The organism is Streptomyces sp. MBT53, from assembly GCF_016654115.1.
Taxonomy (GTDB): domain Bacteria; phylum Actinomycetota; class Actinomycetes; order Streptomycetales; family Streptomycetaceae; genus Streptomyces.
Genome location: NZ_JAEQAZ010000033.1, coordinates 38,437 through 60,445 on the forward strand (window position 1 = coordinate 38,437; position 22,009 = coordinate 60,445).

17 protein-coding genes and 2 pseudogenes are annotated in these 22,009 nt (G+C 67.0%); 15 read left to right on the forward strand and 4 right to left on the reverse strand.

Annotated features, from left to right (window positions below; all coding sequences use genetic code 11):
- Nucleotides 1–37 precede the first annotated feature (37 nt).
- The 10 genes from JHN45_RS14865 to JHN45_RS14910 all read left to right on the forward strand — a co-directional run bounded on the left by JHN45_RS14865 (nt 38) and on the right by JHN45_RS14910 (nt 8,346).
- A complete protein-coding gene (locus tag JHN45_RS14865) occupies nt 38–922 on the forward strand; it encodes a carbohydrate ABC transporter permease (RefSeq protein WP_200710049.1) in 885 nt (294 codons plus the stop codon).
- Between the two features lie 270 nt (nt 923–1,192).
- Entirely contained in the window at nt 1,193–1,537 is a 345-nt protein-coding gene (locus JHN45_RS14870; protein WP_201049304.1) for an L-rhamnose mutarotase, read from the forward strand.
- Nucleotides 1,534–2,385 (forward strand): fumarylacetoacetate hydrolase family protein, encoded by an 852-nt coding sequence (locus tag JHN45_RS14875; protein ID WP_200710037.1) that lies wholly within the window; start codon nt 1,534–1,536, stop codon nt 2,383–2,385. Before JHN45_RS14870 ends, JHN45_RS14875 begins: the two co-directional genes overlap by 4 nt.
- Before the next feature lie 29 nt (nt 2,386–2,414).
- Nucleotides 2,415–3,173, forward strand: coding sequence for an SDR family NAD(P)-dependent oxidoreductase (locus JHN45_RS14880; RefSeq protein WP_201049305.1), 759 nt, complete (start codon nt 2,415–2,417; stop codon nt 3,171–3,173).
- Nucleotides 3,170–4,177: an aldo/keto reductase gene (locus JHN45_RS14885; RefSeq protein WP_201049306.1), complete on the forward strand. Its 1,008-nt coding sequence runs from the start codon at nt 3,170–3,172 to the stop codon at nt 4,175–4,177. Before JHN45_RS14880 ends, JHN45_RS14885 begins: the two co-directional genes overlap by 4 nt.
- A gap of 5 nt (nt 4,178–4,182) precedes the next feature.
- Entirely contained in the window at nt 4,183–5,094 is a 912-nt protein-coding gene (locus JHN45_RS14890) for an amidohydrolase (RefSeq protein ID WP_201049318.1), read from the forward strand.
- The gene (locus tag JHN45_RS14895; RefSeq protein WP_201049307.1) at nt 5,085–5,825 is read left to right on the forward strand and encodes a (Fe-S)-binding protein; all 741 of its coding nucleotides are present in this window, start codon (nt 5,085–5,087) and stop codon (nt 5,823–5,825) included. Before JHN45_RS14890 ends, JHN45_RS14895 begins: the two co-directional genes overlap by 10 nt.
- The gene (locus JHN45_RS14900; protein ID WP_201049308.1) at nt 5,822–7,303 is read left to right on the forward strand and encodes a LutB/LldF family L-lactate oxidation iron-sulfur protein; all 1,482 of its coding nucleotides are present in this window, start codon (nt 5,822–5,824) and stop codon (nt 7,301–7,303) included. Before JHN45_RS14895 ends, JHN45_RS14900 begins: the two co-directional genes overlap by 4 nt.
- The gene (locus JHN45_RS14905) at nt 7,303–7,941 is read left to right on the forward strand and encodes an LUD domain-containing protein (protein ID WP_201049309.1); all 639 of its coding nucleotides are present in this window, start codon (nt 7,303–7,305) and stop codon (nt 7,939–7,941) included. The genes JHN45_RS14900 and JHN45_RS14905 overlap by 1 nt, the downstream gene beginning before the upstream one ends.
- A gap of 195 nt (nt 7,942–8,136) precedes the next feature.
- On the forward strand, nt 8,137–8,346 hold the full coding sequence (locus JHN45_RS14910) for a hypothetical protein (protein WP_201049310.1): 210 nt from the start codon (nt 8,137–8,139) through the stop codon (nt 8,344–8,346).
- Nucleotides 8,347–9,312: 966 nt separating this feature from the next.
- Here JHN45_RS14910 and JHN45_RS14915 read toward each other — a convergent pair.
- Both JHN45_RS14915 and JHN45_RS14920 read right to left on the reverse strand, forming a co-directional pair.
- Entirely contained in the window at nt 9,313–9,651 is a 339-nt protein-coding gene (locus JHN45_RS14915) for an XRE family transcriptional regulator (RefSeq protein WP_201049311.1), read from the reverse strand.
- Nucleotides 9,648–10,025 carry a type II toxin-antitoxin system RelE/ParE family toxin gene (locus tag JHN45_RS14920; RefSeq protein WP_201049312.1) on the reverse strand — a complete coding sequence of 126 codons (378 nt, stop codon included), beginning with the start codon at nt 10,023–10,025 and terminating at the stop codon, nt 9,648–9,650. Before JHN45_RS14920 ends, JHN45_RS14915 begins: the two co-directional genes overlap by 4 nt.
- A gap of 198 nt (nt 10,026–10,223) precedes the next feature.
- Between JHN45_RS14920 and JHN45_RS14925 the strand changes: the two are divergent.
- The 5 genes and pseudogenes from JHN45_RS14925 to JHN45_RS14940 form a co-directional block, all read left to right on the forward strand.
- Nucleotides 10,224–10,565: pseudogene (locus tag JHN45_RS14925) on the forward strand (site-specific integrase); the annotation flags it as partial.
- 93 nt (nt 10,566–10,658) lie between these two features.
- Nucleotides 10,659–11,744, forward strand: coding sequence for an IS701 family transposase (locus tag JHN45_RS14930; protein ID WP_236583690.1), 1,086 nt, complete (start codon nt 10,659–10,661; stop codon nt 11,742–11,744).
- A gap of 430 nt (nt 11,745–12,174) precedes the next feature.
- Nucleotides 12,175–13,953, forward strand: coding sequence for a reverse transcriptase/maturase family protein (locus JHN45_RS14935; protein WP_201049313.1), 1,779 nt, complete (start codon nt 12,175–12,177; stop codon nt 13,951–13,953).
- Nucleotides 13,954–14,059: 106 nt separating this feature from the next.
- Nucleotides 14,060–14,197, forward strand: a pseudogene (locus tag JHN45_RS54705) (IS701 family transposase); the annotation flags it as partial.
- 244 nt (nt 14,198–14,441) lie between these two features.
- Nucleotides 14,442–15,191, forward strand: coding sequence for a transposase family protein (locus JHN45_RS14940; RefSeq protein ID WP_201049314.1), 750 nt, complete (start codon nt 14,442–14,444; stop codon nt 15,189–15,191).
- Between the two features lie 302 nt (nt 15,192–15,493).
- On the opposite strand, the gene JHN45_RS14945 is transcribed toward JHN45_RS14940, so the two are convergent.
- Nucleotides 15,494–15,772, reverse strand: a complete 279-nt coding sequence (locus JHN45_RS14945; RefSeq protein ID WP_201049315.1) for a hypothetical protein — start codon at nt 15,770–15,772, stop codon at nt 15,494–15,496.
- A 76-nt stretch (nt 15,773–15,848) separates the two neighbouring features.
- Nucleotides 15,849–21,974 carry a polymorphic toxin-type HINT domain-containing protein gene (locus JHN45_RS54385; RefSeq protein ID WP_307783110.1) on the reverse strand — a complete coding sequence of 2,042 codons (6,126 nt, stop codon included), beginning with the start codon at nt 21,972–21,974 and terminating at the stop codon, nt 15,849–15,851.
- Nucleotides 21,975–22,009: the final 35 nt, after the last annotated feature.

The following is a 22,009-nucleotide window of genomic DNA, read 5'->3' on the forward strand; positions in this document are numbered from 1 at the left end:
CCACAACGTCGGCGACCGCACCAGCCCGAGGAAGCCCATGCACCGGACGCGCCGCCCACGCTCACTGGCCGCCCGGCTGGCCTGGCTCATCGTCATGGGCCTGGCCGTGCTGTTCTTCTGTGTGCCTGTGGTGTGGCTCCTGCTGGCCACGACCAAGACCGACGGCCAGATCGTGCGGGACAACCCGTTCTCCTTCGGCTCCCTCACCGCGGTCGCCGACGCCTGGAAGCACCTCTACGCCTTCCAGGACGGCGCCCTTCTCACCTGGTTGAAGAACTCGGTGCTCTACACGTTCGGCGCACTGGCCATCACCCTCGTGACCTCGATTCCCGCCGGGTACGCGCTCGCGCTCACCCGGTTCATCGGGCGCCGGATGCTGCTGACCATCACCATGCTCGTGATGCTCATGCCGACGGCCGCGATGGTGCTGCCCCTTTACCTGGGGATGAACGCCGTGCACCTGGACGGCACGATCTGGTCGGTGATCCTGCCCTTCTCCTTCTTCCCGTTCGGGGTCTACCTGACCTACATCTACTTCTCCTCCAACGTCCCGTCCGACCTGTTGTCCGCCGCGCGGATCGACGGCTGCTCGGAGTGGCAGGTCTTCCGGCTCGTCGCGATGCCGCTGGCCAAGCCCGTGATCGCCCTGGTCGGCTTCTTCAACTTCGTCGGCAACTGGAACAACTTCTTCCTGCCGTTCGTGATGCTGCCCGACAGCTCCCAGTACCCGGCGCAGGTGGGGCTGAACAACCTGCTCTCCGCCTCGCCGCTGTTCAACACCTCCAGCGGCACGGGCAACCAGATCATGCGGCCCGAACTGGCCCTGGCCACCCTGGTGACCATCGTCCCGGTCCTCGTCGTCTTCCTCTTCTCCCAGCGCGCTCTGGTGGCCGGCATGCTCGCCGGCGCGACCAAGGAGTAGGACTGCGGCCGCACCCCGTGGCGATGCCTGTGTCCGACCATGGCGCGCCGACACGACCGGGAACCGTCGATTGTCCTCGGCGCCGCGTCGGCCACCGCGCACCAGCGGTGCGGCAAACGCCCGCGTCAGCCGCCGTACCCGACCGGCGTTCCCTGACGCCGGGCCGTCCCGGGCCCCACGCCGTGCGGACGACATGCACCGACACATCGCGTGCGGCACGCCCGATCCGAGCCGTCGGCAAAGCCGCCCACACCCGCCGGAAGGACCCCGATGAAACGCGTTGCCCAGACGATCCGCCTGCGACCGGACCACCGCGATGAGTATCTGCGCCTGCACTCCGAGGTCTGGCCGGACGTCGAGGCCGCACTGCGGGCCGCGAACATCCGCAACTACAGCATCTTCCTGCGCGAGGACACGCTGTTCGGCTACTTCGAGTACCACGGCGACGACTTCGAGGCCGACATGGCCACGATCGGCGCCGACCCGGCCACCCAGGCCTGGTGGAAGCTCACCGGCCCCTGTCAGGAGCCCTGGGCCGACACCGGCACCGGGGGCAACTGGTCGGACCTGACCGAGATCTGGCACCTGCACCCGTCGCGAGGAAACACCCGGTGAAACTTCTACGAGTCGGCGCGCCCGGCGAGGAACGACCCGCCGTCCGCACGGACGAGGGCCGACTGCTCGATCTGTCCTCCGTGACCTCCGACATCGACGGCGCCTTCCTCGCGTCGGACGGTGTCGAGCGGACCCGGACGGCGGTCGCGGCGGGAGGTCTGCCCGAGCTGGAACCGGACGGGCTGCGGATCGGAGCACCCGTGGCCCGCCCCGGCAAGATCGTCTGCGTCGGGCTGAACTACCGGGACCACGCCGCCGAGACGGGCGCGGCAATCCCCGCGCGGCCGGTGGTGTTCATGAAGGACCCGGGCACGGTGGTCGGGCCGTACGACGAGGTGCTCATCCCCCGTGACTCCCTGAAGACCGACTGGGAGGTCGAGCTGGCGGTCGTCATCGGACGGCGGGCCCGCTACCTCGACGGCCCTCAAGCCGCGCGGGCCGTGATCGCGGGATACGCCATCAGCCACGACGTCTCCGAGCGCGAGTTCCAGTTGGAGTACTCGTCGCAATGGGACCTGGGCAAGTCCTGTGAGACCTTCAACCCGCTCGGACCGTGGCTGGTGACCGCCGAAGAGGTCGGTGATCCGCAGGATCTCGGGCTGCGCCTGAGCGTCAATGGCGTGAAGCGGCAGGACGGCCACACCAGCGACATGATCTTCCCGGTCGATCACATCGTGTCGTACCTGAGCCAGTACATGGTCCTGGAGCCGGGCGACGTGATCAACACCGGTACTCCCGCGGGCGTGGCTCTCGGCCTCCCCGGCACCCCTTACCTCCGCCCCGGCGACACCGTGGAGCTCTCCGTGGACGGCCTCGGCGCCCAGCGCCAGGACTTCGGCCAGGCCTGAAAGGCGCCCCTTTGAACAGCGTGAGCACCATGAGCGGCCTGGCAGGGCTCAAGGCCCTCGTCACCGGCGGGGCGTCCGGCATCGGCCTTGCCACGTCCCGGATGCTGGCCGAGCACGGCGCCACGGTGGCCGTCATCGACCTCGACCCCGCCGGTGTCCCCGAGCCGCTGATCGCTTTCAAGGCCGACCTCGGCGATGACGCGTCCGTACGGGTCGCCGTGGACGCCGCCGCCAAGCAGCTCGGCGGCCTGGACATCCTGGTCAACAACGCGGGCATCGGCGCCGTCGGCACCGTCGAGGACAACCCGGACGAGGAGTGGCACCGCGTCCTCGACGTCAACGTCCTCGGGACGGTGCGCACCACCCGCGCCGCCCTGCCGTACCTGCGGCGCTCGTCACACGCGGCGGTCGTCAACACCTGCTCCATCGCCGCCACCGCGGGCCTTCCCCAGCGCGCCCTGTACTCCGCCAGCAAGGGCGCGGTGCTGTCGCTGACACTGGCGATGGCCGCCGACCACGTCCGCGAGGGCATCCGCGTCAACTGCGTGAACCCCGGCACCGCCGACACACCCTGGGTGACCCGGCTCCTGGACGCCGCCGACGACCCCGAGGCGGAACGTGCCGCCCTCGACGCCCGCCAGCCCCTGGGCCGTCTGGTCAGTGCGGACGAGGTGGCGGCGGCCGTGGTCTACCTGGCCAGCCCTACCGCTGCCTCCGTCACCGGCATCGCCCTCGCCGTCGACGGAGGTATGCAGGGGCTCCGGCTGCGCCCGGCGGCCGGCTCATGAGAACGACCATGCTGGGCGGCACCGGCGTCAAGGTCACCGAGCTGTCGTTCGGGGCCGCCGGCATCGGCAACCTCTTCCACCCGGTCACCGACGAAGCCGCACTCGCCACGGTGGAGGCGGCCTGGGACGCGGGCGTCCGCACCTTCGACACCGCCCCGCACTACGGACTCGGCTTGTCCGAACGCCGCCTGGGCGCCGCGCTGCGCGGACGCGACCGCGCCACGTACACCGTCTCCACCAAGGTCGGGCGGTTGCTCGAACCCAATAAGGAGGGCGGCCACGGTGACGATCTCGCCCACGGCTTCGCCGTGCCCGACACCCACCGCCGGGTCTGGGACTTCAGCGCCGACGGAGTCCTGCGCTCCCTGGAATCGAGCCTGGACCGCCTTGGCCTCGACCGGGTGGACATCGCCCTGCTGCACGACCCGGACCACCACGCCGAGCAGGCCCTCTCCGAGGCCTACCCGGCGCTGGAACGGCTGCGCGGCGAAGGTGTCGTCAAGGCGATCGGCGTCGGGGTGAACCAGTGCGCGCTCCCCGCCCGCTTCCTGCGCGAGACCGACATCGACGTGGTGCTGCTCGCCGGCCGCTACACCCTGCTGGAGCAAGAAGGCCTCGCGGAGGTACTGCCCGAGGCCACCGCACGTGGCAGGAGTGTCGTCGTCGGCGGAGTCTTCAACTCGGGCCTGCTCACCGACCCCAAGCCCGGCGCCACCTACGACTACGCGCCCGCCCCACCGCACGTACTCGACCGGGCGCTGCGCATGAAGGCGGTCACCGAACGCCACGGCGTACCGCTGCGCGCCGCCGCCCTGCGCTTCCCGCTCGGCCATCCGGCGGTCGCGAGCGTGCTGTCCGGCGCGCGCTCCGCCGCCGAGGTCCGCGACACGGTCGACCAACTGCGGCGAACGGTACCGGCCGCGCTCTGGGACGACCTGCGCGCCGAGGGTCTGCTGCCCCCGCACGTCCCCGTCCCGGCCGACACACCGGAGTCGCGGGGATGACCGCCATGGACACGGAGGCGAACACCGCTGAGGGCGTGATCGACGCACACCACCACGTGTGGGACCTCTCCGTCCGCGACCAGGACTGGATCACCGGACCGGAACTCGCCCCGCTGCGCCGCGACTTCACGCTCGCCGACCTGGAGCCCGAAGCCCGCGCCGCCGGTGTCTCCGCGACGGTCCTGGTTCAGACACTCGACGTTCCGCAGGAGACGCCCGAGTTCCTGGCGTCGGCCCAGGACAGCGACCTGGTCGTGGGCGTCGTGGGCTGGACCGACCTGACCTCACCGGACGTCGCCCGCACTCTCGCGGCACTGCGGGAGGGTGCGGGCGGCGAACATCTGGTGGGCATCCGCCACCAGGTGCAGGGCGAAGCCGATCCGCGCTGGCTGCTGCGGCCCGACGTGCTGCGCGGGCTCGCCGCCGTGGCCGAGGCGGGGCTCGTGTACGACCTGGTCGTCAGGCCCCACCAGCTCGCGGCGGCCCACGAGGCCGCCCGACTGCTCCCCGACCTCACCTTCGTGCTCGATCACGCGGGCAAACCCCCCATCGCCACAGGCGAGTTGCGGCCGTGGGCGGACGTGGTGCGCCTGCTGGCCGCGCTGCCCAACACCGTCTGCAAGCTCTCCGGCCTGGTGACCGAGGCTGACTGGGACCGGTGGAGTGTCGAGGACCTCCGGCCGTACGCGGACACCGTGCTGGACGCCTTCGGCCCGCGACGGCTGATGTTCGGCTCCGACTGGCCCGTCTGCCGACTGGCCGCCACCTACGCCGAAGTCATCTCCGTCACAAGGGAGTTGACGTCCGCACTCCAACCTGCCGAACGCCACGAGGTCTTCACCGGAACCGCCCTGCGGACCTACGGCCTGACCATCACCGGCTCCTCCCAGGCCGCCCAGGAAGCACCATGCGCATAGCCCTCTTCATCACCTGCTTCAACGACATGATGTTCCCCAGCACCGGCCGAGCCGTGACCGAACTGCTCGAACGGCTCGGCCACACAGTGGAGTTCCCGCAGGGCCAGACCTGCTGCGGCCAGATGCACTTCAACACCGGCTACCGCCCCGAGACGCTGCCCATGGTGCGCCGTTTCGCGGAGGTCTTCGCAGGTTACGACGCTGTGGTCACCCCCTCCGGCTCCTGCGCGGGCATGGTGCGCGACCAACACCGGGTGGTGGCGGCACAGTTGGGGGACCGCGCGCTCACCGAGGCGGTCGAGAGGGTGGTACCGACGGTGTACGAGCTGTCGGAACTCCTCGTCGACATCCTCGGCGTCACCGACGTCGGCGCCCACTTCCCGCACCGGGTCACCTACCACCCGACCTGCCACTCGCTGCGCATGCTGCGCGTCGGCGACCGGCCGCTCAGGCTGCTGCGCGCGGTGAAGGGCATCGACCTGGTCGAACTGCCCGCCGCAGAGTCCTGCTGCGGTTTCGGCGGCACCTTCGCGCTGAAGAACGCGGACGTGTCCAACGCGATGCTGGCCGACAAGATGCGCCATGTCCTGGACACCGGCGCCGAGTTCCTGTGCGCGGGCGACAACTCCTGCCTCACCCACATCGGCGGCGGCCTGTCCCGGCTGCGTACCGGCGTCGGCACAGTGCACCTGGCCGAGATCCTGGCCTCCACCGAAGGGAACGTACGGTGAGCGGCGCCGACAACGTCGTATGGCTGGGCACCCCGCCCTTCCCCGAGGCGGCACGCACCGCGCTCGCCGACACCCGGCTGCGCGCGAACCTACGCAGGGCCACCGGCACCATTCGGGACCGGAGGCTGGCGGTCACCGCCGAACTCGACGACTGGGAGGACCTGCGGGAGACAGCGGCCGACGTCAAGCGCCGGACCCTGCGCCACCTCGACCGCCACCTCCTGCGCCTTGAGGAGACGGTGACCGCCGCCGGCGGCACGGTCCACTGGGCGGCGGACGCGGCCGAGGCGAACGCCATCGTCACGCGACTGGTCCGGGCAACCGGCGAGAGCGAGGTCGTCAAGGTCAAGTCGATGGCGACCCAGGAGATCGGCCTCAACGAGGCGCTCGCCGAAGCGGGCATCCGCGCCTACGAGACCGATCTCGCCGAGCTGATCGTGCAGTTGGGCGGCGACCGACCCTCGCACATCCTCGTACCGGCCATCCACCGGGGCCGCTCCGAGATCCGCGAGATCTTCCGACGGGAGATGGGGAAGTGGGGACGGGCCGCTCCCGAGGGACTCACCGACGACCCGCGCGACCTGGCCGAAGCGGCCCGGCTCCATCTGCGGGAGAAGTTCCTGCGGGCCAAAGTGGCCGTCTCCGGGGCCAACTTCGCCGCCGCCGACACCGGAACGGTTGTCGTCGTGGAGTCGGAGGGCAACGGACGGATGTGCCTGACCCTGCCGGAGACCCTGATCACGGTCATGGGCATCGAGAAGGTCCTGCCCTCCTTCGCCGACCTGGACATCTTCCTCCAACTGCTGCCCCGCTCGTCCACCGGCGAGCGCATGAACCCGTACACCTCCCTGTGGACCGGCGTCACCGAGGGAGACGGGCCGCAGAACTTTCATCTGGTCCTCCTCGACAACGGCCGCACCGCGACCCTGGCCGACGAGGTCGGCCGCCAGGCGCTGTCCTGCATCCGCTGCTCGGCCTGCCTGAACGTCTGCCCGGTGTACGAGCGCACCGGCGGCCACGCCTACGGCTCCGTGTACCCCGGCCCGATCGGCGCCGTGCTCACCCCTCAGCTCGTCGGTGTGGAGAACGCGGCCTCGCTGCCCTTCGCCTCCACCCTGTGCGGGGCGTGCTACGACGCCTGCCCGGTCAAGATCGACATTCCCGAGGTGCTGGTGCATCTACGGGCGAAGGTCGTGGAGGCCAAGCGCCGGAACCGGTTGCTGCCCACCCCTGAGGCGCTCGCCATGAAAGCCGCCGGCGCAGTGCTGTCCTCCCCGAGGCGACTGGCGGCGGCCCAGCGACTCGCCGCCCTCGGCGCCCGACTGGTGGCCCGTAACGGTCGGATCGGAGTCCTGCCCGGCCCGTTCGCCCGCTGGTCCGGCACCCGTGACACCCCGGCGCCGGCCCGCGAGTCCCTGCGCGCCTGGTGGCACCGGACAAGAGAAGAAGGCCGTACGACGAGGAAGGGCAAGGGCTGATGAGTGGCCGCGACACCGTACTGGGCGCGATCCGGGGCGCGCTGGCCGACGTACCGGGTACCGAAGCCCCCGTCGACGACGACCGCGTCCCGCATGATCCGCCCTCCCACCAGCAGGAACCGGACGTCGTCGAGCTGTTCATCGAACGTGCCGCCGACTACCGTGCCACCGTCGTCCGCGTTCCGCCGTCCGGCGCCGTGACCGCCGTGGGCCGCGCGCTGGCGCGCACCGGAGCGAAATCCCTGGTGGTACCGCCGGGTTTCCCCGAAGAGCTGGTGCCCGAGGGCGCCTGGTTCCGACTGGAGGACGCTCCACCACTGACAGTCCGACAGCTCGACGCGGCGGACACCGTTCTCACCACCGTCGCCGCAGCGATCGCCGTCACCGGCACAGTCGTCCTCGACAGCGGGCCCGGACAGGGACGCCGTGCGCTGACTCTGCTGCCGGACCAGCATGTCTGCGTGGTCATGGCTGACCAGATCGCCGCTGATGTATCCGAGGCGTTGCGCCTGCTCCATCCGCGCCGACCGCTGACCCTGATCTCCGGTCCCTCAGCCACCAGCGACATCGAACTCGACCGCGTGGAGGGTGTGCACGGCCCCCGAACGCTCGACATCATCGTGATCGCGGACGAATAGGTCCCTGATACAGGGCTGCCCGTGAACGGCGTGGCCGGGCATCGGCCACTACGGCGAGCGGATCCCTCGCGCATTCGAGAACTCTGCTGCGCAATTCCGGGGTCAGGCTGTGAGTCAGCGGGCGAGGTGTTCGACGCGGCTCTGCGGGTGTGGTGCTGGAGGCGGCCCATGCCTCCTGCCGCCGACTGAGCGTTGATGACCCACGAGAACTACCCCGGCCCCCTCCTCACCCCCTGGTCCGTGGTCGCTCCCAGCATCGCCGCCGGTCTGCTAGCCCTCAGCGTCAACTTCACGTCCCTGGAGACGGGCCTGTCCGCGACAGAGACTGCTCCGCTCGACGCGGCTGCTAATGGTCGCCTCGCCCGCCTGAACAGCCGAACTGCGGAGCCCACGGAAGAGGGCTGAGTGACCTGTCCGGGCAGTTTCCTCTTCGGGCCGTTTCCTTGCCCCTCGGCCGTCCGCCAGGGCGCTCTCTCAGCAGCCACCTGCCGACCACTCAATCCAGGTGTGCCATCGACAAGCAGGCCGCCGACTCCCCTGAACGACATCACGGATCGAACGACACGAGGGCGACAGTGTCTCCACAGCACGATGAACAACCGATGCCCCCGTACCCGCCGTGCCGATATCCGCACTTCCTCCGCTGTCGGGCCGACCCTCGACTACCGCGCCGGAGGCAGCGACACGCACCGCACAACCACCAACATGGGGCACCAAATCGGCCGGGAAAACCGTCGCGCAGGACACGGCTGCGCCGCCCCGGCCCCTGTACGGCCCCTGGGTCTCGGCATCGACCCTCAGAGCAGTCACCCCGACAGCGAGCGGCAACCGCGAACACCTACTCCGCCGCAGGTCAGCCGGGTCAGAGCTCCCGCCACCTTCGCCGGACCCCAAACCCACGAGCAGCGGATTCAGTCCGTTCAGGCAAAGTTGACGATCCGACAGAACAAAATGAACGTTTCCGCAGGTCAGAAACCTGCGCAGGTGGGGCGGGTGGGACTCGAACCCACGGCCGACGGATTATGAGTCCATTGGGGATCTTGGCGGTCCTTGCCGATCATTGCCGATTCACGCCGTTCTTGCAGGTCAGACGTGCTGATCAGTGTCAGCCCTGCGCAGTGTTCGTCAGTCTGTTCCTGTCCTTGCGGCCCCTCAATGGCCCCTGGAGGTCGATGAGTTGGGCGCTCCCCACAGCAGCAGCCGCGTCCGCCCAGTTCGGCCAAGGAGATGGAACCCTCGCACAGCGGAGTTCCCTACCGACTGGATGATGCTCCGCCCTTGTCTCGGGGCGGAGCATCATCCCTGACATCAAGAAACGACTTCATTCACCGGACTGCACTTGGGCCTGGATCACACGGCATGCCGATCGGATCAACCGAGAACATAGGTCTCATCACCGAAGTCGGCGACGATCTTCAGCTTGCCGCCAAGCGCCTTGACGTAGGCGGCGAGGGTGTCGACCTCACTGCGCTCCAGTTGGCCCTTCTCGATGCGTGAGACGCGGGCCTGGGTGACACCCATGGCTTCGGCTACCTGGACCTGTGTGGTGTGCTGCCGCTTCCGCAACTCGGCGAGGCGGTGCACACGGGAGGCCAGGACCATGGCCTGCGCCCCCTTCCGGATCTGGTCCTTTTCGGCATCGGTGAAGGCGAAATCCTCGGCCAGGTCTCCCCAGGAGACGGCCTGCGGATCCTTGAGGTGATCAGTCATCGTGCCCCGTCCTCTCCATCGATTCGCTTCAGATGCTCCGCGTACGCCTGCTCCGCCTGGGGCACCGCGACGCGGTACCAGCCGGACCAGTTACCCGCCTTGTCACCGCCGACCAGAATCACGGCCTGGCGGTCCGGGTCGAACACGAACAGCAACCGCACTTCAGTCGCCCCTGCCGAGCCGGGACGGAGCTCCTTGAGGTTAGACAGCACCGAGCCCTTGATCGTGTCCACCAGAGGCCGCCCGAGCGCGGGACCTTCCTCCTGAAGGGCAGTGACGGCCTCACTGACCTGAATCAGGGTGTTGCGGTCAGTACGGCGCAGGGCGTGAAGCCACGAAAGAGCCGGCTCGACCACAACGATCTTCCAAGCCATGCACACGTCCCCCATCTGCAATTTATTACACTGAAAGCATACACCACTGACATCATATTGGGAGGGACTGCGATTCTCGCAGTCACCTCCGTGCTCGAAAACGCGCTCCGAAGGCAAGACTGTCTCCTGGAGCGCGAGTCTCGGGGTGCTGCGGACCAAGCACACGCAACTGATCAGCGAGCAACTGGAAGCCGCCTGATGACCACACCCCGCGACACCCCCGCCTCCCGCCGCACCCGCGCCAACGACGACGGAACCGTCTACCAGCGCAAGGACAGCCGCTGGGAGGCCGCGGGATACGTCCTCGCCCCCGGCAACACCCGCAAGCGCATCCGCATCTACGGCCCCACCCGTAAAGAGGCTCTGACGAAGCTCATGGAGAAGATCGCCGACAGCAACCGCGGCGTCCCCGCTCCGTCCGCGCAGGGCAGCGTGGCCGCGTACCTCATGTACTGGCTTCAGAATGTCGCCGTCCACCAGCTCCGCGAGAACACCCACACCCGCTACACCGCCGTCGCCCGGCTCTACCTCATTGTTGGGCGACGTTGAGAATGCCGACCGGCGCGACACTGAGTACTGCAGTGAGAATTCGTGTCCTGAGCTGGTTCTTCTCGTTGTCCGGTCATGGTGGGGATGGCTGAAGTCGAGGGCTGGGCTGCGGAGTTGGAGTCGGTGTTCGCTCGCGTGGGACGTCGGTTCGGGCGGGCGGATCTGCGGTGGCGGATGCGGGTCTGCGTACGGGGCCTGCTGGCACCGGTGGGTCGGAAGAATGGCTGGCAGCTGGCGGAGTGCGCCGGCCATCGTGATCCCGCGGGGCTGCAACACCTGCTGAACGGGGCCCGCTGGGACGCGGACGCAGTCCGGGACGACGTGCGCGTGTACGTCGGCGAACGGCTGGGTCCGGGCGGGGTGCTGATTATCGATGACACTGGCTTCATCAAGAAGGGCACCACGTCGGCTGGGGTATCGCGGCAGTACACCGGCACCTCCGGGAAGATCGACAACTGCCAGATCGGGGTGTTTGCTGCCTATGCCACCGCGCTCGGCCGGGCCCTGGTTGACCGCGACCACTACCTGCCCAAGTCCTGGACCCAGGACCGTGAGCGGTGCCACCAGGCGAAAGTCTCTGACGACCGGGCTTTTGCCACCAAGGGTGAACTGGCCAAGGCCATGGTCCGCCGCTGTCTGGCAGCCGGGCTCCCGGCGTCCTGGATGGCCGCGGACGAGGCGTACGGCCAGGACTGGTCCTTCCGCCGCCTGCTCGAACAACACGGCCTGGGCTACGTCGTGGCAGTGCCGAAGTCCCAGCAGATCAAGTCCCTTGCCGGCGTCTGGCGCATCGACGAACTCATTGCCGAGGCCCCGGCCGACGCCTGGCAGACCATCTCCTGCGGTGACGGCGCCAAGGGTCCGCGTGTCTATGACTGGGCAGCGGCCAAGCTGCCCTTCAATCTCATCTTCGACCCCGACCCGCCGACCCATCATCGCTGGGTACTGACCCGTCGCAGTCTCTCCGACCCCAGCGAGATCGCCTACTACCTCGCTTACGCACCCGTCGACGCGGGCATCTCCGAACTGGCCCGTGTCGCGGGCTCACGCTGGGCCATCGAAGAGTGTTTGTGCGCCACGAGGCGCTCTGCCGTATCCCCGGTTCAGCCGGGAGGAATTGGAGGGAGGTTCCTGGGTTCGATGGCTTACCTGATGCCGAAAGGCTTATAGGGACAAGAGCATGCCAGGAAACCAGCGACCGGGCCCAGACGCCAGGGGCGGTGCGTTGGGGAACCCGCGCGACATGGTGAAAGCTGTATTGCCTGAATCCCAATCTCCAGGGATGGAACTTCGCATCCTCCGGAACGGCGTCTGGAACCGGTGCCCGTGCCCTGCGGCGGCGATGAAGCACAACTGCCGCACCCTCTGGGAACGGGACGATGCCCAACGAGGGTATTGAAGGAGATGAGTGGGACACCTACATCGCGCTGTTACGTACGGCAGAGACGAACGTGGGATCGCCTAAGGGACGCGAGTCCTAAGGCGACGGAGGCCCCGTAGCAGTCGTGGGAGTCACGCCCCACCAAGGACGGCGGGAAAACCGCCGGCAGGGCAAAGGGGGCCAGGTGATCGGACATCGAGAGACCGAAAGGTATGCGAAATGCAGAGCGCCGAAACGGTGCTGGGTGTCCTGCGTGAACGCGGCAGGAAAGGGCTGCCGTGCACCGAACTGTATCGACAACTGTTCAACCCGCAGATATATCTGCTGGCTTATGGCCGCATCTACTCCAACAAAGGGTCGATGACGCCAGGAGCCACGCAGGAGACCATGGACGGCATGTCGCGGGCGAAGATCGACCGCATCATCGATGCGATGCGCCACGAGCGCTACCGGTTCAGCCCGGCCAGGCGGACCTACATTCCCAAGAAAAACGGGAGGTTGCGCCCGCTCGGCCTGCCGACGTGGTCGGACAAGCTCGTCGGCGAGGTGGTGCGCCTGTTGTTAGAGGCGTACTACGAGCCGAGGTTCTCCGACCGGTCTCACGGGTTCCGGCCCAACCGGGGGTGCCACACCGCGCTGCGCGAGGTGGCCAACACCTGGGCCGGGACGACATGGTTCATCGAGGGAGACATCGCCGACTGCTTTGGGTCTTTGGATCATCACCGGATGATCGAGATCCTGTCGGGAAAGATCCGCGATAACCGGTTCCTGCGGCTGCTGCGCAACATGCTCCAAGCCGGATATCTGGAGGACTGGGTATTCAACGCCACCCTCAGCGGCGCGCCGCAGGGCGGCTGCACATCCCCCGTCCTGTCAAACATCTATCTGCAGCGGCTGGATGAATTCGTCGAGACGGTTCTGATACCGGAATACACCCGAGGCGCACGCAGGGCCCGCAACCCTGCCTACCTGAAGGTGGCCAATGCACTCGCACGAGCCCGTCGCCGCGGGGACCGTGAGGAAGTCCGGCAGCTTCGCGATCGGATGCGCACGCTGCCGAGCTCGGACACCCACGACCCCGAATATCGACGGCTACGGTATGTGCGGTACTGCGATGACCACCTCCTCGGGTTCACCGGACCCAAGGCCGAGGCCGAGGAGATCAAACAGCGGCTGGCGACATTCCTGCGCGAGGACCTCAAGCTGGAATTGTCCCAGGACAAGACGCTGATCACCCATGCCCGTACCAGTAGGGCCCGCTTCCTCGGCTATGAGATCAGCGTGCAGCACGACGACAAGCAGCGCACCCAAAACGGCCAACGCGCCGTGAACGGAGCGATCAGCTTGCACGTGCCGACATCGATGATCAAGGCCAAGATCGCCCTCTACTCCAAGCGCGGCAAACCCGCGCGGCGCTCCCAAGTGATCAACTTCAGCGACCACGACATCGTGCGGATCTACGGAGCCGAGTACCGAGGCATCGTCCAGTACTACCTGCTCGCCGGTGACGTCCGACGACTACACCGGCTGCGGTGGGTCATGCTGACCTCCATGCTCAAAACGCTGGCCTCCAAGCACCACACGTCGGTCCGTAGGATCGCGGCCAAGCACAAGGCCAAAATCCAGACACCACACGGACCGCGCACGTGCTTCGAAGCCATCGTTGAACGTGGGAAGGGCAGCAGACCACTGGTCGCCAGGTTCGGCGGAATTCCGCTGCGACGGCAGAAGAACGCGGTCATCACCGACCGCCACGCGGGTCGGCTCACCTACCCCCGTCGGGAATTGATCGACCGGCTACAACAGGGTAAATGCGAGCTCTGCCAGCACACGGGCCAGGTGGAAGTCCACCACGTCCGTAACCTGAAGGAACTCGACCGAGCGGAACCCGCCCGTTGGAGACGAGTCATGGCCAAACGGCGCCGCAAGACCCTCGTGGTCTGCGCCGACTGCCACGACCACATCCACCACCGGGAATCCTTCCCGCTCACGCAGTAGTCACCGGAGAGCCGGATGCCTGGAAAGCGGGCCCGTCCGGTTCGGAGGGAGGCCGCGCGGAAAAGGACCAGCACGCCTGGCACCTCGCCGCGCGGCCGACCCTACCCAGGCCGCGAAGAACGAGTGCGGCCTCGACGAATACGAAGTCCGCCGCTACGTGGGCTGATACCAACACATCACCCTGGCCATGCTCGCCCACGCCTTCTTGACCGTCTTGGCGGCCCAGGCCCAAGAGGCCGCAAAGGGGGCGCAGAAACGACACCACCAGCCTCGTCCCCCTCACTGTGGCGGAGATCCGGCGCCTGCTGGACACTTTCCTTCCCCACCCAAGACCCCACCAGGACAGACGACTCCACGCACTGAGCGTTTTCAGCGGTGCCACTGATCGGGTGACGGGGGCGGTGTGAGGTCGGGGTGCGCAACGGACAGAGCTCCCGTGCCGTTGAGGGAGGTGTTCGACGTCTCAACTCCGCAGCACAGGAGCCCTGTTGGTTCCGTATCCTGCCGTACTCGACTTGCCTCACGCCTTGGTCGGGTGGGTCACGATGCTCATCGTCACCCGTGAGGGTGACCGGCGGTGCAAACTCCCGCCGCACCGTCGTGCGCTGGTCGCACTCGTGTACCTGCGTCGCCATGACACCCTCGCCCGTATCGCCAGGGCCTTCGGGATATCCGTAGGTACCGCCCACGCCTACGTCACCGCGGTCACCGGTCTGCTCGCCGAGCAGGCGCCGGGCCTGTTGAAGACGCTGCGCGTGCACGACCCGGACTTCGTCCTCCTGGACGGCACGCTCGCCGAGTGCGACCGCGTCGGCGACGGCAGGGCCGACTACTCTTCGAAACACAAGCGGCACGGGGTGAACGTGCAGGTCGTCACGGACCCGGCCGGTGAGATTCTGTGGCTGTCGCCGGCGTTGCCGGGCCGGACTCACGATCTGACGGCCGCCCGCACCCACAAGATCTTCCGGATCTGCGCGCGCCAGGGTGTCCCGATCCTCGCCGACATGGCCTACATCGGTGCGGGCGACTGGGTCACCACCGCCAAGCGCCGCCCGCCGGGCGGTGAACTCACCCTCACCGAACGGACCGAGAACCGGGCCCTGTCCTCGGCCCGGGCACCCGTCGAACGAGGCATCGCACAGCTGAAGTCCTGGCAGATCTTCCGCAGATCCCGCATCAGCCCCAACCGCATAAGCGTCATCACCAAAGCCGTCCTCACCCTGGAGAAGCAACGCTGAAAACACTCACTGAACTGGTCCCACTGGCGCAGACACCACCAAGCCATCGCCCGCCACTGCCAAAGAAGAACCAGCTCAGGACACGAATTCCCACTGGAGCACTAAAGGACATCTTCACCATCCACGGAAAATCACCGGCGAGAGGCCCGACGGGCTCGGGAGCTTTTTTCCTATCAATTCGGGTGCGTCTTGCTTTTCGCGTAAGCCCTGGTGTTGACGCTTCTTGGTTTTGCCTGGGTGTTACTGGACGCCTCAGCGACTACATCGAGCCAGTATACCTGACCGGCCATAATATCGCAACCCTAACTCGTGCCAAAAATATCATCCAGCCTCGACGGCCAATCAGCGTGTGCAAGCTCCGCCGCAATAAGCAGGTCACGCCAATCAGTCTCCATCAACTCAATCGCACCGAGAAGTTTGTCCACACTCCCGTCCGCCAGAATTACAACTGCGGCCGTGATCTTTTCCTCCGCAGCTTCATGAAAAACCCTAGCCTCAGCCTCTCCCAGCAGGGAGGAAACCGAACTCGCTTCAGCCCCGTACTGCCCTTTGAGCCTAGCGGCAATTCGACTTGTGATCACCGTGGATCCTCTCCACAACTGGACGACGAGCTAACTATCTTTTTCATTTTCATTCAAATACACCAACTCCCCTGAATCACCCCTGCGGAGGAAGCAAGTAGTCTCCGGTCCGCGTGTAACCCGCCTCACTAAACTGCCTTAGCTCCCTGGCGAATACAGTTGGATGCCCCCCTACGGTCAGGTTTCCTTCCGTCGGCGAGGCGACATACACCGGCTTGCGGCCCTCGATTATCCCCTGAATCCACCGATCATTGTCTTCGACGGAAGTCCATTTACCCGGCGGGAGATCAAGCACTTCGTGGTTGGGCCAGTCTTTTGCTACCTCGACGTCACGCTGCCTTCCTATGACTGCAAATCTATCCGTCGATGTCGAGGGAAGAGACGTACAGCTCGAATTATGGACGAGAACTGAGGTCGAACCTGCTAGGACATAGTACGTGTGGAGTTGCTGGACGGTGAGGTTCCAGCGGTCTGCTGCACCAGGCGTGGTTTTGGTCGTGACGACGTATGCGTGGTTGTTGGTATCCGTGTTGAGGGCGTCGCCGCGATGGAGTTTTCCGGCGGGGACCCATGTGTGCCTGGTGTCGTCCCAGAAGGGGTGGTTGGCGGTTGTGTGGATGGTCGCGGTGTGGCCGTCTTTGGTGCGGATGGTGACGTCGAGCAGGTCGTGGTCGTGGTTGATCCACACGTGCTGGACGGTGCGGGCACCTTGATGTTTGCCGGTCTTGGGGTTGGCCGCCTGGACCTTGTCGCCGGCCTTGATCTTTCCGATGGCCTTGGTGTTGCCGTCGGCCATCAGCACAGCTGTCGTCGGAGTGAAGCTGCAGGGTTTTGCTGCAGCGGCCGAGTCCTCACCGACCGCTCCGAGGATGCCCTCAAGTTGCTTGCGGGCCATCGCAGTTGCCGATCCGACGCCGAGGGAACCGCCGGAGGCCATTTCGAGTTCGCCGCTCAAGACATCCGCCGCAGCGCCCAGGCATGCTTCCGGGGCCAGGAGGCAGAGGGCCGCGGTGCTGATCGCCATCGAAATCAGCGGATGCTCGGTCTTCAACAGGCCCGCTCGGTCCGCAGCGCCGCAGAAGCCCTCGTTGCCCTCGACGACATTGCAGATCTGTGTCGCCCACATGTGGAGTTGGTGCAAGTAGGAGCCGATGACGCCGCGGGCCGCGAGTTCTTCGGCACTCGGGACATCGCGTCCGCCCAGGGTGACTTTGCTGCCGCTGCCGCTGCCGGTGGTCGTCGCCGTACCGCTGGCCTTCGCCGTACCGCCGGTCTTCTTCCCGTGCTTGTCGTAGCAGCCCTCTGTGGTGCAGCCAGGGCCATTGTGCTTGCTCGGGGACCACGCGCTGTCAGGGTTGTTGGTGCTGCAGCCGTCGCAGTACAGACCGGTGGGGTCGCTACCGGTGACGGGGTTGTCGCCGGCGTAGGAGTAGCCGTTGAGTTCTTGGGGGCTGGTGGCTTCGAAGAGGGGGTCGAGGCTGATGAAGCGGCCGAGGGTGGGGTCGTATTCGCGGGCGCCGATGTCGGTGAGGCCGGTGGCGGTGTCGGTGGTTTTGTTGAGGAAGGTGCGGTTGTCGGCCCAGGTGGTGGTGGTGCCGCGGGCGTTACCGTAGGGGTCGAACTGACGCCAGGTGGGGGTCTGGGCGGTGTAGTCGAGGTAGAGGCTGTTGGTGCCGTGCTGGTCTGCGGCGATTTCGAAGCCGTAGTTGGTGCCGGTGCCGGTGCGGACGATGGTGGCGCCGCCGGGGGCGCTGTAGTAACGCACGCCGGTGGCGGTGCCGGCGGAGTCGTTGAGGGTGATCTGTTCGCTGCCGAGATAGAGGGTGGTGGTGCTGGGGTCGATCTGCAGCAGGAGGTTGCCGTCGGCGTCGTAGATGTAGCTGGTGGCGGTGCCGGTGGTGCTGTTGGAGACGCTGGTCAGCTGTTCGGCGTTGTTCCAGAGGAGGGTCTGGTCGCCGGTGCTGGTGTCGCGGGTGGTCATGTTGCCGGCGACGTCGTAGCCGTAGCTGGTCGAGGTGGTCGAGCCGCCCGTGGTGGTGGTGCCGGTCATCGTGTTGGGCTGGCTGCTGGACCAGGCGCTGGTGGTGAGGGTGTCGCTGCCGGTGCCGGAGACGGTGTGCTGGGTCTGGGTGAGCCGGTTGCCGATGTCGTCGTAGGTCCAGCTGGTCCAGTAGGTTCCGCCGGTGATGCCGTCTCCGACGGTGCTGTGGTCACTGCTGGTGGGGGTGGTGTCGCAGGTGTTGGTGGCGGTGGAGGCGGTGGTCCAGGCGCTGGTGAGGTGGTCGAGGGTGTCGTAGGTGTAGCACTGGGTTTCGGCCGTGGTGCTGGAGCCGGAGCGGGTCTCGGTCTGGTGGGTGATGTTGCGGGCAAGGTCGTAGGTGTAGGCGGTCTCGTCGATGGTGGCGGGGGTGGTGGTGGAGCGGGTGACGAGTTGGTCCTTCAGGTCTCCGGTGTGTGTGTCGTAGCCGTCGGTGACGGTGGCGTAGGAGGTGGAGGAGCCGAGCTGGACCTGGGCGACCTGGTTGTAGGCGCTGTATGCGGTGCTCTGCAGGTAGCTGTAGGCGCTGGTGGCCAGCTCGTCTTGCTCGTCGTCGTTGTTGTAGCCGTGGGTGACGGTCTCGGCCGGCAGGCCGGCGCCGAGGGCGTAGCCGTCGGTCCACAGCAGTCCGTTGACGGTGGTGTAGGAGTGGGTGATCTTCCATGTCTTGCCGAGGACCGATCCCTGTGCACCGGCGGGGATGATGGTCTCCTCGCCCAGGGACTCGCCGAAGACGTTGAAGTTCACGGCCTGCTGGACATAGGCGTAACCGCCGCTGTAAGAGGTCGCCGTGGTGACGTGCCCGATCGGGTACGTCATACCGGAGATCGCCGTGTTGGCGTTGTCGTACACCCAGGATGCGGTCTGGTTGCCGGGCGAGCTGGTGGAGGCGTAGGTGGCCTGGTCGGCGGTGTCGGCGGCGTACTGGCCGGTTTTCCGGTCGAGGGTGTCGTAGGTGTAGGAGACGTACCGGCCGCGGACGTCCTTGGTCTGCAGCAGGTTGCCGTCGGCGTCATAGCCCATGGTGGAGGTGCCGGCCGTGGGGTCAGTCTTGGAGATCACCTCCCCGGCCAGGTCGTAGGTGCTGGTCCACTCGTCGCCCTTGGCGTCGGTGGTGGCGGCCTGCTGGCCGTGCCCGTCGTAGCCGTAGGTGGTGGCGCTGGTGGTTCCGCCAGTGACGTAGAGGGTCCCCGTGGCGGTGTTCAGCGGCGTGGTCAGGGTGGGTGCCGCGGTGTACTCGTCGAGTTCGCTGGTGCGGCCGAGCGCGTCGGTGCGGGTGGTCTTGGTGACGCCTCCGGCGGGCGGGATGACGGTGGTGGCGTCGCCGTTGTAGACCCCAGTGGTGGTCGAGACGACCGAGCCGTACTTCTCGGAGATGTCGTAGATCTGCCGGCCGAGCCCGTCGTAGGTGTAGACGTCCTGGTCGGCGACCTGGTTGTCGGCCACCGACTTCAGGCCCAGTGTCGGTGTGGTGGTGGAGTCCCAGTAGCCGGTGTTCTTCTTCGCCGTCCAGCCGCGTGAGTCGTAGAGGGTGTCGTCGATCAGACGGCCGCCCTGGGGCGTGTAGGTCTGGGTCTGACGGGCGCGGCCGAGGGAGTCATCGATGCTGACCGAGGTGAGGTAGCCGCTGTTGTCGTTGAGGGCGTTGGTCACCACGCCCGACAGGGAGCTGTTGGAGAGGGTGTAGGTGTAGGTGAGGTTGGCCAGCGAGGTGGTGGCGCGCGAGTTCTTCCACACCGACGTGGTCCGGCCCAGCGCGTCGTACTGCGCGGAGGTCACCACGTGGTTGGCGTCGGTCATGGTGAGGGTCAGGCCCCGCTCCGGGTCGAACGTGGAACTGCCGGTGCGGGCGACACCTCCCACCGTGGGCTGGGTGACCGTTTGTCCGGTGGTGAGGTAGGCGGAGTTGACGGTGTAGCTGGTCGTGGTGGTGTTGCCGTTGCCGTTGGTGGCTCCGGCCAGCCGGTGGTAGGTGCTGTCGTAGGTGTTCTTCGCGGTGGTGCGCCAGGTGAACGCGCCGGCACCGTAGTCGGTGGCCTGGCGGGTCATCGTGACCAGCCCCGTGGTCGGGGCGCTGGCCTGCGGGAAGGCGGTGGAGAAGGTGGTGTCGTCGTAGAACGTCCGGGTGGCGGAGACCACCTGGTCAGGACGGTTGACGCCGGCGGGCGCGCCAAGGGTGTTCAGCCCGCTGGGAACGGAGGTGACGGTTCCCTCGGTGAAGCCGGAACAGGCCACCGAGTCTTCCTCCGCACCCGAGACCAGACCGACGATGTTGGCGCTGGTGTTGGCCGGGGCATAGGTGGTGGCGGTGCAGCGGTCATAGGCGGAGCCGGCCGGCACGGTGTGCGCGTACTCATATGTCGGCAGGGCGAAGTCGTCGTCGGTGCGGGTGGCGTCGTAGGTGGTGTCGGTCTCGTTGTAGCGCCAGCTGGTGGTGCCGCCGTCGGTCAGCCGCTGCCGGGTCCACTCCTCCGCGGTGCCGGTCGCGTTGGCGGTCAGGTCCGACAGCCCGGATCGAGTGCGGGTCGCGGTGGCTGCGGAGATCCAGTACGAGGTGATGGTGGAGTTGTCGACGCCGCCGCCGTTGCCGAAGTAGGAGGTGGACTCCAGTATCTGCCCGCTGAGTTGAGGGGAGTCGGTGTGGCTGCCACCCTGGGAGTCAGTCAGCGACACACTGCGGTTCGAGGTGGACGAGAGCCAGTCGCCGTCCATGCCCTGGTAGTAGGCATCGACCTGCTTGGTCTGGGCATCCCCTGCGCCGCTGCCGGTGGTGGTGGTCACCTTCTGATAGCCGCGCCACTGCCCATAGGTACGGTACTTGGCCTTGGTGTTCTCGTCGTCGTCGTAGTGCCAGGCCGCACCACTGTAGGAGTAGTCGGTTTCCTTGATCGCCGAGCCGCCGGTGGTGTCGGTCTCCAGTACTTCCTGGACCGCGTACTTGTTGAACCAGTCCAGCATCGGGCTGATGTAGCCGCTGGGCGTCCAGTACTCCGGGAAACACGAGGCCGTGTTCGAGGACGGTGTGGCCGACGTCGAGCAGGCGGTCGGCAGTGTGTAGGAGACCCCGGTCACCCCGCCCATCTCGTTGGTGATCGCGGTGATGCGGTAGCGGAACAGGCCCGGGTACGTGGAGGTGCTCACCCGGTTCTCCAGTGCCGAGCCGGTGAACTTCACCGCCGGCATGGTGATCGACGAGGTCGAGCCGCCCGCGGTGGTGTCCGCGCCGGTGCGCTGGATCGAGGACAGCCACAGGGTCGCGCTGGTCGCATCACCCGTCGAGGGCTCCGTCTGGGTCAGTGCGTAGGAGTCGACCGTCACATACGCGCTGGAGGAGGCCGAGTACTGCTGTGTGGTGATCGAGGCCAGGCGGACGGTGGAGAACAACGCGGGCGCGTACGCGCTGCAGGTGGCCCCGGACGCGCAGACCAGGTCGTAGGGGACGTCCGGGTAGTACGACGCGTTGGAGGAGGTCTCCGCACTGCCGCAGTTGCTGCTGGTGGAGGTGCAGCGCACCCCCGTGCCGTACACGATCTTGTCGGGGACGGTGCCGTAGGGGCCGGTGGCGGTCGTGAAGCCGTAGTCGATGTGCGCGAGGTAGGAGTCGCGCACGTACTTGACCTCGGAGGCTCCGTTGTGGGCGCCGTAGTAGTTGGTGTCCTGCGTGTAGTAGTAGGCCATCGCGGCACCGGTGGCGGTGGTGGCGTAGTCCAGGTGCCACTTGTAGGCCATGGTGCAGAAGCTGCTGGTGGCCGTGGAGTTGTAGCAGGGGTCGCCGGAGTGGGCGGCGTACACGCGCTGGGAGTCCACCGAGTTCGTCGTGGCGTTTCCGGAGGCCCAGCCGGGCAGTTCGTTGCGGCCGAAGTAGTACTTGCTGCCGTCCCGCTCCGTGATCACCCAGTAGGACGTGTCATAGGTGCCCGAACCGTTGGACGAACCGGTCACCTTCGTGACCGTTGCGCCGTTGTCGTCGGCCAACTTGTAGGTGGACGTGTCCTTGTCGTAGACGATCGAGGTCGACGATCCGTCCAGGGACATCGTCAGGACCGGCCCGTCATAGCACTCGTCCGGGGTGGTCACCGAGCCGGCGCTGCCCTCCGGGGAGTCGGTGCACGGGGTGAACTCCTGGTCGATGAAGGAGTCCTGGGTGGCCCACCCGTCACCCACCCAGGACGCCTGGGCCTGAGTGCGTTGTGGCAAAG